The organism is Bacillus sp. AFS037270, assembly GCF_002585305.1.
The window spans coordinates 41,780-54,955 of record NZ_NUNF01000031.1 but is presented as its reverse complement, the minus strand read 5'-3'; the positions used below and the strand labels follow the sequence as shown (position 1 = coordinate 54,955).

Here is a 13,176-nt window from a genome sequence, read left to right as displayed (position 1 = left end):
TTAAACCCCCTCAGACTTCTTCGACTTCAATCTTTGATTGATTCCTAGTGTATTCATATATCTATTAATCTTTTCCATATTTTCTTTATCCACTAAGGCAACCAGAGCTAATAAAACGAAGTTAATTACAACGGCTAAAACTGGAAGTGAATCCAGGAAAAAGTCTATAGTAATTAAACAGCCCGTAAAGTAGGTTACATACGGAATGACTACCCTTTTTGCAATAACCCAACGATTTGGTATGCACAACCAATATCCGATCAAGGCGATGCCTTCAATCGTTAAACCAGCAAAGGCTGCCCCAGAAACACCAAAAGATTTACTAAAAAACATATAAAAAAAGATACCGGTTATCACAGAGAATAATTGGACAACAGTACGATAAGATTGAAGTGCTCTTGTTGTTAACCCGTCTGCTAAGGCAATATTTATTGCTTGTAATGTAAGCAATAATGATAATATTTTTAGTGGGAAGGCGGCTTGAATCCACTTTTCACCAAATAATAACTCAATGAAAAAATTAGACATATAAAAGAATGGTATTGTCATGGCCATTCCCACCAATGAAATCGTTTTTAATAGATTAATGTTATATCTTAAATGATCATCCAACTGCTTATTATTAAATGCTCTAAACATTACTGGATAATAAGCACCCGCTACAATGAACGGAATTTGCTGTAATGCTTGCGGGATTCGATAAGCAACTGCGAATAAACCAACTTCTTGAAGGCTGATGGTTTTTTCCAGAACAAGTGGTCCTAATTGAGGAATCATCACAAACAACAATCCGCCAATCGTAAACGCTCCTAAATTTCGGAACAGTCCCTTATGGAAAGGACCTTTTATGCGGATTTGAACATTTTTACTAACCAGATATACTCCCAACATACCAGCAGCCAAATAAGATATTCCATATAATGAACAAATTGTGAGTGGACTAAAACGAAAAAGCATTCCTACTGAGAGGGTAAGAAGTAAACATACAGAAGAAACAATTCGAATTAGTCCGTAATATTGCATTTTCTCAATTAGCTGAAAATATGTGGTCCCAATACTTTGTAGGGCAATTCCGGTAACCATCGGAATAATTAAAAAATAACCTATTTGGATTAATTCCGAGTGCCCTGAATTTGAGATATGGAAAATAAAAAATCCACATAGAAATGAAGCAACTAGTAACCCCACCCTCATTTTCAAATAAGATGAAATAAGAACGGATATATCAACCTCTTTTTTTGATCCTTCCCTAAGCACTATGTCACTTAGGCCAGCATCTGTAAAGTAGCCCATAATCATAGCAAAGGCTAAAACTACACTAAACATTCCATAATAATAGGACCCTAGGTAATAGGCTAAAATGATTAATGCAGCAGCATTTAATCCACTAGATAGTGCTGTACTATAAAAAAGATGTAAGATATTCTTAGCAATTGAATTTTTCTTTGATTTCTCCATATATATAGCCACCTTAATTATGGACACCTGTTCCCCGGGGAATTAAATATCCGCCATTAGCTCGTTTGATAAATTACCCCTAAGATCCTATTGTTTGTTTTATCTAAATAGTCTTTAGTCTTGATTGCATCTTCTTTTTTAGTAGAATTAGCCTTGACAACGATAATTACACCATCACATAGACTTGCTAACATTTGTGAGTCTGATACTGTTAAATAAGGAGGGGCCTCAAAAATAACCACATCAAACTCCGATTCACATTTTATTACCATCTCTTTAATTTTACTAGTTACCCAAATATCCGATAGATTTAATGGAGCTAGGCCTGCTGGTAAGACATAGAGCCCTGGTACTAGAGTCTCTCTATAATGTAGTTCTATTTCTTCTTTGTTTAAAATAACATTCGTTAATCCACTATCGTTTTTGATTTGGAACCACTTGTTTAAAGAGGGCTTTCTGATATTGGCATCTACTAACAGGATCCTTTTTCCTTGTTCGGCAAATGATATTGCTAATTTAGCGGAAATAATTGATCTATCGCCTTCATGATTTGGGGATGTTACCATTAGTACCGCCATTTTACTGTCAGATACTTGATCAATATTCGTACGGATCATCCGAATTTGTTCCGTGCTTATTGAATCTTCGTTTAATTGAAGCATATGCATTATTTTTTTTGTTTCATCCCGTTTTTTATACACTCATTTGACCCCCATTACCTCTATTTAGAACCTGCCCTGGTTGTGTGGTTCCTCTTTTGTTTTTAGATTTACCTCGTTTATTTTTGAGATTAATTTCTCCTAAAACTGGTAAACCCAGGATATACTCTATTTCTTTTACATCTTTAATAGAATCGTCCCAATACTCTCTAAACATCGAAAGACCTACTCCCAAAAAGAACCCAACAACTATACTGATTGCGATATTTAATGTTGCGCTACCCACTTTCTTTGCCGAAGGCTCCCCATTTATATCGCTTAATAATTTAATATTTTGAACGCCGAATAGTTGAGTCATTTTATTAACAGAAGTAACTGCAACTGTATTGGCAAGCTTCTTAGCCGCTTCGATATCATTATCCCTAACCACAACATTGACAATTTGTGAATTTTTGTTGTTTTGAACAACAATCTTCTTCTCTAATTCATCTTCATTTATATTTAGCTCTTGTCGAACCGAATTAAGTACAATTGGACTTTTTATTAAATCCATAGTGGAAGCAAGTAACATACTGAGTTCTTGTGAATCTCCATATCTACTGTCATCATTTGCTAACTTTCCAATCAAAATGTTCTCAGTAGCTTCATATGTCTGCTTCATATAATAAACCGAGACAATTGAAGTAATGATAGATACACATAGGACTGTAGTAATAATCGTGAGTATTCTCTTTCTCATAATATTCAAGAATTTTTTTAAATTTATTTCTCCGTTCATGGTAACCTCCTAAGTAGGATTAATAAATTTATAAAGAAAAATTGACTGTTAATAAAAATTGAAGCATTAAATATCATTATTATTTTGCCTTTTCTTCAGGTGATGAATTGTAATTAAGTTCTCCCTTATCCTGAATATATTCAGAAGTTAAATTTGATTCCAAGCTAGTTCTCATTGAGTTCTGAGAAAACTCAATTACTGATTTATGATTCTTTAATATATGGACATCCCATATTACACCTTCAAATTTATTGTCAGAGCCACTTACTGTTATTGCCCTTTTTGTATATTTAGATATTTGAATTTGAAGACCACTAAAATCATTACCTGAACTTTCATTAGGGACAGTGATGGAACTATTGATATATATGCCTCTTACACAATCATCCAGCGTAAAATTAACAAATCGGTTGCCATTAATAAAGCTGTATTTATTATCCTTTGGTTTTTTCGCTTCTAATTTAACACCAGTATGAAACCCCGCTATTTTCATGTTAGAAAAATTCAAAAAACTTATGAAATGCCCTGGTCCGCCAGCATAAAGATGAAGACCTGTACCCTTATGTGAGCCGCTTATGTTAAGGATGGTAACATTCTGAATTTGTGTCCTTGCCCATGACCAGAATTTTTCCTTACCATCTAAATAAATAACATCTGAATTAAAGCTTGTATCTGCAACTTCGAAGATGCCGTTCGTTATTGACGCGTTTTTTTTCACTTTAATAGCTCGGAAGTTTCCTTCTATTATTAATTTTGTATTTTGACCAAGTTCTAATTCAACACCTTCTACTAAAACTAACCCTTTCCTTAATATATAGTTCTTATTTCCTAGTAACTTTACTTTACCAATCTTTGAACTTTGGCTGTAATTTATGGCTTCCTGTATGGATTTAGAATCATCCTTTGAATCCTCGCCATTAGCTCCAAATTCATCCACATTAATATATTCGTTCTGATCATTTCCAGCCTTTATTACGACTTGATCATCCTTATTTATCGCTCTGCTTTCTAAGTAGAAAAAATAGAAAAGAAAAGCTACTGCAATAACGGTTGAATAGAATATATACTTACTATTTTTATACATTTACTTCTCCTGTGTACCTTAATAACCAACGTTTAAGCTATTATCTTTTAACTTAATGAGATAGTTACCTTTAGTTATTCTAATTTCCCCTTTTGAATGGCAATTCTTATTTCCCTTATATCCTCCTCATTTATTAATCCGGATTTAAGAGCAATGTTAATTAAGTCACTCCAATTTTTCACATGAATCTTTTTACTGTTTGTTGTTGATTCCTGAATCTTTGTATTAGGACTCAAAAGCGTTTGAAGATCGACATCTAAAGCTGCAGATATTTTCGCTAGTACTTCTATAGATGGATTTGTCTGGATATTTCTCTCTATATAGCTCAAATAGGATTTTGAAATTTCCGTCCTTTCAGCCAACTGAGTTAAAGAGAACCCTTTTTCTTGCCTCAATTTTTGAATTATTGAACCTAACATATTAAACCTCCTATAATAAATTCCACTCCTTTCTAACGCCATTATATTGAACGCTATGTTCTTTGTAAAGAACAAAAAGTGTCGAATTTCTTAATTTGATTGAATACTTAAAATATTTACTCTTGTTTTGTGGATGTTTTAAGCAACCCTTTAATCATTTTTAGCATTTATGACTAGTATTACTTTTTCCTTTATGTCTTCGATGAAATCATTCATCTTAATATTTTCTATCTCTTGCCCTTTTCTATAGGAGTCAATTAAAATCTCTAACAATTTTTCCTGGGTTAAATTTTTGGAAATATTCATTTCTCTAATCCTTTCAATAAAAAAAACTTACTTTTAATTGCGAAATTCGTTAAAATTGTCGTATGTTTTAAGAAGTTAACTAATTAGCTTTTCCATAGCCAAAGGGGAATCAAGACAAATCCCCACAATACTCGGTTAAGAGTGTGTTTTATCAAGATTATTATTTCTATTAAATTTTTCTAATTCTATAGTAATAGCTCTATCTATTATTTTTTAAATTTTAACCAACTGCTCTTTTTTGTTATCTTATTTAATATAACTACTTGTTTTTGTGATTGATTTCGGGGGATTATCTAGGTTCCCCCTAACGTTTTTACTATAAAAATGTAAATATATTATTAATTAATCAGATCTTTAGACCTATGTTCTTTTTAAAGAACATTTTAAACCTATATTACTAATAAAGTCAACTATCTACTTGATAAATAATATAGTTGGCCAATAAATATAAATTGACATTCCATTATATTTGTAGTAAATTTTATAAATAATCTAAATAATTGTTTTCTTATCAAGAGAGGTTGAGGGAAGGGCCCTGCGACACCTCAGCAACCTTCAATGTCTATTCTCATTGAAAAGGTGCTAAGTCCTGCAAATTTACTAATTTGCAAGATAAGAAGAATGACAGGTGCGTCGTGCATTCAAAAGTCTTCTTCTTATAAGAAGACTTTTTTTATTTATTAAAAAGCTTTATCACTCAATCGCGTTAATGCGAAAAATTATAAACATTTATTACAAGGAGCGTGCCTTATGTACAAAATCGATACAAAACTTGCCCAAATCGGCAACCGCAGTGAAACAACAACTGGAACCGTCAATCCGCCTGTCTACTTCTCAACAGCCTTCCGTCATGAGGGAATCGGGCAATCTACTGGATTTGACTATACACGAACAGGGAATCCAACACGCCAGCTCCTTGAAAAAACAATCGCTGATTTAGAAGGTGCGGATCAAGGATTTGCCTGCAGCTCTGGTATGGCTGCCATTCAACTAATCCTTGCTTTATTTGAATCTGGTGACGAATGGATCGTTAGTGAAGATTTATATGGCGGTACTTACCGCCTATTAGAAAAAGGCTATAAAAAATGGGGCTTAACTACTCAATATGTGAATACCTGTTGTCCGGAAGAAGTTGAAAAGAAAATCACAGCACGAACAAAGGCGATTTTCCTAGAAACACCAACCAATCCGCTTATGCAGGAATCGGATATTGCTGCGATTTCAAAGATTGCAAAGGAACATGGATTATTGTTAATCGTGGACAATACGTTTTATACACCGCTTTTACAACAACCAATCAGCCTTGGGGCGGATATCGTCATCCATAGTGCTACGAAATACCTTGGTGGTCATAATGACGTTCTTGCTGGACTTGTTGTTGCAAAAGGAAAGGAAATTTGTGAAGCATTAGCCTTCCACCATAACGGTGCCGGAGCGGTGTTAAGTCCATTTGATTCTTGGTTATTAATGCGCGGAATGAAGACATTGTCACTAAGAATGGAACGACATGAAAAGAATGCAAAGGCCATCGTAGAATTCTTTTCACAGCATGATGCTGTAACAGATGTGCTCTACCCAGGACGCGGCGGAATGGTTTCCTTTAGAATTAAGGACGAAGCATGGGTAAATCCATTTTTACAGAATTTAAATTTAATCAGTTTTGCAGAAAGTCTAGGTGGAACGGAAAGCTTCATTACTTATCCAGCAACGCAAACGCATATGGATATCCCAGAAGAGATTCGCATTCAAGCCGGCGTTTGCAATCGTTTATTACGTTTCTCGGTTGGAATTGAAGATTCACAAGATATTATTGAAGACTTACAGAACGCTTTTGCTAAAGTTCAGGAAGGGGTAATTGCATAATGGCACACGAAGAATATAGTTTTGAAACCAGACTGCTCCACAACAAGCATAAGATTGATCCGGTAACAGGGGCGGTTAGTGTTCCCATTCAGCATGCCTCTACCTTCCATCAAGCAGACTTTGATCAGTTCGGAAAGTACGATTATGGCCGCAGTTTAAATCCGACTCGTGAAGCACTTGAAGATGTGATCGCGGAACTTGAGGGCGGAGTGAAAGGATTTGCTTTTGCATCAGGGATGGCCGCTATTTCAACTGCCTTCCTTCTTCTATCCTCTGGCGACCACATTGTGATTACCGAGGATGTGTATGGCGGTACCTTCAGAATGGTCACTCAAGTTCTTTCGAGACTTGGGATTGAACATACCTTTGTTGATATGACCAATTTAGAGGAAGTAAAGGAAGCGATTCAGCCGAATACAAAGGCATTTTATGTGGAAACACCATCAAATCCATTGATGAAAGTAACGGATATTAAAGCGATTAGCGAGATCGCTAATGAAATCGATGCGTTGACATTTGTTGATAACACGTTCCTTACTCCTTACCATCAAAAGCCGTTGGCACTTGGTGCAGATGTTGTCCTTCATAGTGCAACAAAATTCTTAGCAGGTCACAGTGATGTGGTGGCGGGTCTTGCCGTTGTCAAAGATGAAGAGTTAGCTAAAAGACTAGGATTCTTACAAAATAGTTTTGGTGCGATTTTAGGTGTTCAAGATGCATGGCTTGTTTTACGAGGAATCAAGACATTGTCTGTTCGTTTGGAACAATCACAAAAATCAGCGATTAAAATCGCAGAATTTTTAGATGCACATCCACTTGTGGAGAAAGTTCATTATCCTGGGCTCGAAAGCCATCCGCAATATCAGATTCAGAAAGAACAAGCAGATGGTCCGGGAGCGGTGTTATCGTTTGAATTAGCTACTGAAGATGCCCTTCGCACCTTTGTTGCGAATGTGGAAATCCCTGTTTTTGCGGTTAGTTTAGGTGCGGTTGAATCCATCCTTTCTTATCCGGCAAAAATGTCTCACGCTGCTATGTCTAAACAGGACCGCTTGGAGCGTGGAATCACGGATGGCCTTGTCCGTTTATCGGTTGGACTAGAAAATCCAGATGATTTGATTAAGGATTTTTCTCAGGCCCTTGAGGAGGTTCGTGCTCAACATTTAGTGTTACATCAAGGAGAATCATCATGACCTTTTTAGACAAATTAAAAAACCAAATTTTAATAGGCGATGGTGCCATGGGTACACTGCTTTATTCATTTGGAGTGGATACATGTTCAGAAGAACTCAATTTATCTCAAGCAGAGCAGATCCAAAACATCCATCGCGCCTATATTGACGCCGGAGCAGATGTCATTCAAACCCATACGTATGCAGCAAACTACCTAAAGCTGCAGCGGTATGGATTAGAAGACTCGGTCAAGGAAATCAACAGCGCTGCTGTCCGAAATGCAAAAAAAGCCGCTCAATCGAATGCTTATGTCCTCGGAACGATTGGCGGCAATCGCGGGATAAAAACAAGTTCGATTACAATAGAAGAATTAAAACGAAGCTTCCGTGAACAATTATATTGCCAATTGCTTGAAGGTGTTGATGGGCTGTTATTCGAAACCTTTTACGATTTAGAAGAGCTCGAAACCGTTCTAACGATTGCACGGAAGGAAACGAAGCTGCCGATTATTGCTCAAGTTTCCCTTCAGGACCCTGGTTTCTTACAGGATCGAACACCTGTTAATGAAGCTTTAAAAAGGCTGGAAGGCCTTGGCGCCGATGTCGTCGGCCTTAACTGCCGGTTAGGCCCGCACCATATGTTATTGGCATTGGAACAGGTTGAGATTCCGAAGCATGCTTTCCTATCTGCCTATCCAAATGCAAGTCTTCCAACCTATACAGACGGAAAGTTTCATTATGAAGGCGATGCCGATTATTTCCAAAAATCAGCGCAACGCTTTAGAAACGAAGGCGTCCGCTTGCTTGGCGGCTGCTGCGGTACAACACCAGACCATATTCGCGCCTATGCATCTGAATTAAAGAATAGTATCCCTGTGACTGAAAAAGTTGTAAAATTGAAACAAAAGCCGATTATTGTCGAAACTGCTCCTAAAAGGGAATACACTCCCCTGCAGGAGATCGTGAAAGAACGACCATCGGTTATTGTCGAATTAGATCCTCCTCGAAAACTGGATACAACTAAGTTTTTCGAAGGGGCTAAGGCGCTTAAAGAAGCTGGTATTGATTCCATCACGCTTGCGGATAATTCGCTGGCAACAGTTCGAATTTCTAATGAATCCTTAGGCTATCTTTTAAAAAGTGAGTTAGGTATGCGGCCGCTGATTCATCTTGCCTGCCGTGACCGCAATATCATCGGGCTTCAATCTCACTTAATGGGACTTCACACGCTTGGAATGAATGATATCTTAGCCATTACAGGTGACCCTGCTAGAGTAGGAGATTTCCCTGGTGCCTCCTCCGTTTATGATGTGTCGTCATTTGAACTAATACAAATGATTAAACAGATGAACGAAGGCTTGTCTTACTCCGGTAAAGACTTAGGACAAAAAACAGCTTTTAGTGTCGCAGGTGCCTTTAATCCGAATGTCCGCTCTGTCGAAAAAGCGGTGAAGCGTTTGGAGAAAAAGATTCAATTCGGTGCTGATTACTTTATCTCTCAGCCGGTCTTTTCTGAGGAAAAATTAATCGAAGTCTATGAAAATACGAAACATCTTGATACACCGATTTACATTGGCTTAATGCCATTAACAGGCAGTAAAAACGCAGAGTTTCTTCACAATGAAGTGCCTGGAATTAAAATTGCTGATTCCATTCGTGAGCGGATGGCTCTCTTGAATGACAATCCGCTTCAGGCGGCTAGAGAAGGCATTGCGATTACTAAGTCACTCATTGATACAGCATTAGATTTATTTAATGGAATTTATTTAATTACACCATTCTTAAGGTTTGAATTAACAGCAGAGCTCGCTGCTTATGCAAACCAGCGAGCCAGTGAGATTAGGGGGGTCAGCTATGCCGAAAACACCATTTTCTGAACAACTTAAAAAGCGCATCTTAGTCATGGACGGTGCAATGGGTACGATGCTGCAGCAAGCCGATCTTACAGCAGATGATTTTGGCGGTGAGCAGTATGAAGGCTGTAATGAACACCTCGTTCTAACGGCTCCTTCCGTCATTTCGCGTATTCATCGTGAATACTTAGAGGCCGGTGCAGACATCATTGAGACTAATACGTTTGGGGCGACAAGCCTTGTACTAGACGAATATGAACTTGGATTTAAAGCTTATGAGATTAATAAAATCGCTGCGATGCTTGCTGTCAGGGAAGCGATGAGCGTTTCGACAGATGAGTGGCCACGCTATGTAGCAGGCTCCATGGGTCCGACAACCAAAACCTTAAGTGTTACCGGTGGAACCACCTTCGATGCCCTCTCTGCTACTTATGAAGAGCAGGCGATTGGGTTAATCGATGGCGGCGTTGATTTACTTTTACTAGAAACAAGCCAGGACTTATTGAATGTGAAAGCGGGTTTTGTCGGGATTCAAAGTGCTTTTTCAAAAACGGGTAAAACCCTGCCGCTCTTTATTTCAGGAACCATCGAACCGATGGGGACAACCCTGGCTGGACAAACGATTGAGTCGTTCTTTATTTCAGTGGAGCATATGAATCCGGTCGCTGTCGGTCTTAACTGTGCGACCGGTCCTGAATTCATGCAGGATCATATTCGTTCACTTGCAGGTTTGGCAACAACCGCTGTCAGCTGTTATCCAAATGCCGGCTTGCCTGATGAAGATGGTCACTATCACGAAACACCAGAAATACTGGCGAAAAAGCTTTCCGATTTTGCTGCACATGGCTGGTTAAATATTGTTGGCGGCTGCTGTGGTACAACACCTGAACATATCAAGGTGATTGCTGAAGCAATGAAACAATATCAGCCACGTCCGTTCCAATCATCAAGTACTCACATGGTTTCCGGTATTGATCCATTTATTTACGATGATCCTACTTTAAGACCTATCATGGTTGGGGAACGTACAAACGTTATCGGCTCTCGTAAGTTCAAACGATTAATTACGGAAGGTAAATTTGAAGAAGCATCAGAAGTTGCCCGCGCTCAGGTGAAGGGCGGCGCCCATGTTATTGATATCTGCCTTGCCGACCCCGACCGTGACGAGATGGCTGATATGGAGAATTTCATTAAAGAAGTCGTTAAAAAGGTGAAAGTGCCGCTAGTTATTGATTCAACTGATGAAAAGGTCATTGAAAGAGCACTTAAGTATTCTCAAGGGAAAGCCATTATCAATTCGATCAACCTTGAGGATGGTGAGGAGCGCTTTGAAGCGATTGTTCCGTTAATTCACCGTTATGGTGCGGCTGTTGTGGTGGGGACGATTGATGAAGAGGGAATGGGAGTTTCAGCAGAGCGGAAATTGGAGATTGCCAAACGTTCTCATGACCTATTAGTTCATAAGTATGGACTTAATCCTCAGGACCTTATCTTTGACCCGCTTGTGTTCCCTGTTGGTACAGGTGATGAACAATATATTGGCTCAGCTAAAGCAACCGTAGAAGGAATTAGGATGATTAAAGAAGCGATGCCGGAAGTACAGACCATCCTTGGAATTAGTAACGTTTCGTTCGGTCTTCCTCCTGTTGGACGCGAGGTACTGAATTCGGTCTTCCTCTACCATTGTACGCAGGCTGGCTTGGATTATGCGATTGTGAATACGGAAAAGCTTGAGCGCTTTGCTTCGATTTCAAAGGATGAAGTGCAATTAGCAGAGGCTTTGTTATTTGATACAACGGATGAAACATTAGCTACATTTACCGAGTTTTACCGCGGGAAAAAGAAGGAAGCAAAAACAACCATTCCTAATATGACACTAGAGGAAAGACTTGCTTACTATGTGATTGAAGGAACAAAAGAAGGTTTGCTTCCTGATTTAGAACTAGCGCTTGCCTCCTACCCTGCTCCATTAGATATTATTAACGGTCCATTAATGGATGGCATGAAAGAAGTCGGCCGCCTGTTTAATGATAACCAGTTAATTGTGGCGGAGGTTCTGCAAAGTGCTGAGGTTATGAAAGCCTCTGTTTCCTTCCTAGAGCCTCATATGGAAAAAGGCGATGTGTCTGCCTCTAAGGGGAAAGTTATCTTAGCAACGGTTAAAGGTGATGTACACGATATCGGTAAAAACCTCGTAGATATCATACTAAGTAATAACGGTTATAACGTCGTTGACTTAGGGATTAAGGTTACTCCAACGGATTTGGTGCAAGCAATTCGTGAAGAGAAGCCGGATATGGTCGGATTATCAGGTCTATTGGTAAAATCTGCACAGCAAATGGTGTTAACGGCCCAAGATATGAAAGAAGCCGGAATTTCTGTGCCAATTCTTGTTGGTGGTGCTGCCCTTTCTCGTAAGTTCACCGATACAAGGATTGCCAAGGAATATGATGGACTTGTTCTTTATGCAAAGGATGCAATGAACGGTCTATCGCTTGCCAATCAATTGCAGTCACCGGAAGAGTATCAAAAGCTGCTTGATGATAAAGCAGAAAAGTTGGCAGCATTGGAGATCCCACGGGAATTACCTACCCGAGCGGCTAGTGCTGTCGCGGTAAAAGTAAAACCAGCGGTGTCAACAGAAGTACCTGTCTTTACGCCGATGGACACGAAAAGGCATATTTTAAGATCCTATTCTCTTTCTCATATTGAGCCGTATATTAATATGCAAATGTTAATAGGACATCATCTTGGTTTGAAAGGAAAACTTTCGAAGCTGCTTGCAGAAAAGGATGAAAAAGCCTTAAAAATTAAAGGAACGGTAGATCAATTGTTAGCAGAAGCCAGTGCAAATAACTGGATAACACCTGCAGCAGCATATCAATTTTTCCCAGCGCAATCGGATGGTAATAAGGTATATATTTATGATCCAGAAGATCAAAAGACCATTATTGAAACCTTTGATTTCCCTCGTCAGGAATCAGCACCATTCCTTTGTTTAGCTGACTTTTTAAAGTCTGTTGACAGTGGTGTGATGGATTATGTTGGCTTCTTTACGGTAACAGCTGGAAGAGGGATTCGCCAAAAGGCAGATGAGTTAAAGGCAGAGGGACGATTCCTTGAAAGCCATGCTCTTCAATCATTGGCGCTTGAGTCTGCTGAAGGCTTTGCCGAATTGATTCACCGCCAGATGCGTGATCGCTGGGGATTCCCGGATCCGCTTGATTTCACGATGCAGGATCGATTTACAGCGAAATATCAAGGGCAGCGTTTCTCATTTGGTTACCCGGCATGTCCGGAGTTAGAGGATCAGAAGAAGCTGTTCAAGTTAATTCAACCGGAGGAAATTGGGATTGAATTAACGGAGGGCTGTATGATGGAGCCTGAAGCATCGGTATCAGCGATTGTTTTTGCGCATCCTGAGGCTAGGTATTTTAATGTGAATAGGTAAGATTAATCCGCGGAGTTAATGCCCGCGGATTTTTTTATGGGGATTTGAATGGTTGGTGGTGTTGGTTTCCACCGATTGTTGGTTTTTTTTTCGCCAAAAATTCAATTTATTCCGCCCACTATTATTACATATC

At 38.8% G+C, this 13,176-nt stretch carries 10 protein-coding genes and 1 riboswitch; of the genes, 4 read left to right on the top strand and 6 right to left on the bottom strand.

Annotated elements, in window-relative coordinates:
• The 6 genes from COD92_RS15680 to COD92_RS33615 all read right to left on the bottom strand — a co-directional run bounded on the left by COD92_RS15680 (position 1) and on the right by COD92_RS33615 (position 4,704).
• Positions 1-1,458 (bottom strand): lipopolysaccharide biosynthesis protein, encoded by a 1,458-nt coding sequence (locus COD92_RS15680; protein WP_098529112.1) that lies wholly within the window; start codon positions 1,456-1,458, stop codon positions 1-3.
• A gap of 56 nt (positions 1,459-1,514) precedes the next feature.
• The gene (locus COD92_RS15675) at positions 1,515-2,159 is read right to left on the bottom strand and encodes a CpsD/CapB family tyrosine-protein kinase (protein ID WP_098529110.1); all 645 of its coding nucleotides are present in this window, start codon (positions 2,157-2,159) and stop codon (positions 1,515-1,517) included.
• On the bottom strand, positions 2,152-2,895 hold the full coding sequence (locus COD92_RS15670; RefSeq protein ID WP_098529108.1) for a YveK family protein: 744 nt from the start codon (positions 2,893-2,895) through the stop codon (positions 2,152-2,154). The genes COD92_RS15675 and COD92_RS15670 overlap by 8 nt, the downstream gene beginning before the upstream one ends.
• Before the next feature lie 79 nt (positions 2,896-2,974).
• Positions 2,975-3,979, bottom strand: coding sequence for a pectate lyase family protein (locus tag COD92_RS15665; protein WP_098529106.1), 1,005 nt, complete (start codon positions 3,977-3,979; stop codon positions 2,975-2,977).
• A 74-nt stretch (positions 3,980-4,053) separates the two neighbouring features.
• Positions 4,054-4,398, bottom strand: coding sequence for a helix-turn-helix domain-containing protein (locus COD92_RS15660; protein WP_176541138.1), 345 nt, complete (start codon positions 4,396-4,398; stop codon positions 4,054-4,056).
• A gap of 150 nt (positions 4,399-4,548) precedes the next feature.
• The gene (locus tag COD92_RS33615; RefSeq protein WP_176541137.1) at positions 4,549-4,704 is read right to left on the bottom strand and encodes a YwzD family small protein; all 156 of its coding nucleotides are present in this window, start codon (positions 4,702-4,704) and stop codon (positions 4,549-4,551) included.
• A 505-nt stretch (positions 4,705-5,209) separates the two neighbouring features.
• A riboswitch (SAM riboswitch) is annotated at positions 5,210-5,323 on the top strand.
• A 131-nt stretch (positions 5,324-5,454) separates the two neighbouring features.
• Between COD92_RS33615 and COD92_RS15655 the strand changes: the two genes are divergently transcribed.
• From COD92_RS15655 to metH, 4 genes are read left to right on the top strand one after another with little or no spacing between them, the layout of a single operon-like run.
• Entirely contained in the window at positions 5,455-6,567 is a 1,113-nt protein-coding gene (locus tag COD92_RS15655) for a methionine biosynthesis PLP-dependent protein (RefSeq protein WP_098529102.1), read from the top strand.
• A complete protein-coding gene (gene metC, locus COD92_RS15650; RefSeq protein ID WP_098529100.1) occupies positions 6,567-7,760 on the top strand; it encodes a cystathionine beta-lyase in 1,194 nt (397 codons plus the stop codon). Before COD92_RS15655 ends, metC begins: the two co-directional genes overlap by 1 nt.
• The gene (locus COD92_RS15645; protein ID WP_098529098.1) at positions 7,757-9,616 is read left to right on the top strand and encodes a bifunctional homocysteine S-methyltransferase/methylenetetrahydrofolate reductase; all 1,860 of its coding nucleotides are present in this window, start codon (positions 7,757-7,759) and stop codon (positions 9,614-9,616) included. Before metC ends, COD92_RS15645 begins: the two co-directional genes overlap by 4 nt.
• Positions 9,594-13,043, top strand: a complete 3,450-nt coding sequence (gene metH, locus COD92_RS15640; protein WP_098529096.1) for a methionine synthase — start codon at positions 9,594-9,596, stop codon at positions 13,041-13,043. The genes COD92_RS15645 and metH overlap by 23 nt, the downstream gene beginning before the upstream one ends.
• Positions 13,044-13,176: the final 133 nt, after the last annotated feature.

What these genes read in the sequence shown, in the direction of transcription:
- COD92_RS15680 (WP_098529112.1), bottom strand. Translation starts at nt 1,458, where the DNA reads ATGGAGAAATCAAAGAAAAATTCAATTGCTAAGAATATCTTACATCTT.
- COD92_RS15670 (WP_098529108.1), bottom strand. Translation starts at nt 2,895, where the DNA reads ATGAACGGAGAAATAAATTTAAAAAAATTCTTGAATATTATGAGAAAG.
- COD92_RS15665 (WP_098529106.1), bottom strand. Translation starts at nt 3,979, where the DNA reads ATGTATAAAAATAGTAAGTATATATTCTATTCAACCGTTATTGCAGTA.
- COD92_RS15660 (WP_176541138.1), bottom strand. Translation starts at nt 4,398, where the DNA reads ATGTTAGGTTCAATAATTCAAAAATTGAGGCAAGAAAAAGGGTTCTCT.
- COD92_RS33615 (WP_176541137.1), bottom strand. Translation starts at nt 4,704, where the DNA reads ATGAATATTTCCAAAAATTTAACCCAGGAAAAATTGTTAGAGATTTTA.
- COD92_RS15655 (WP_098529102.1), top strand. Translation starts at nt 5,455, where the DNA reads ATGTACAAAATCGATACAAAACTTGCCCAAATCGGCAACCGCAGTGAA.
- metC (WP_098529100.1), top strand. Translation starts at nt 6,567, where the DNA reads ATGGCACACGAAGAATATAGTTTTGAAACCAGACTGCTCCACAACAAG.
- COD92_RS15645 (WP_098529098.1), top strand. Translation starts at nt 7,757, where the DNA reads ATGACCTTTTTAGACAAATTAAAAAACCAAATTTTAATAGGCGATGGT.
- metH (WP_098529096.1), top strand. Translation starts at nt 9,594, where the DNA reads ATGCCGAAAACACCATTTTCTGAACAACTTAAAAAGCGCATCTTAGTC.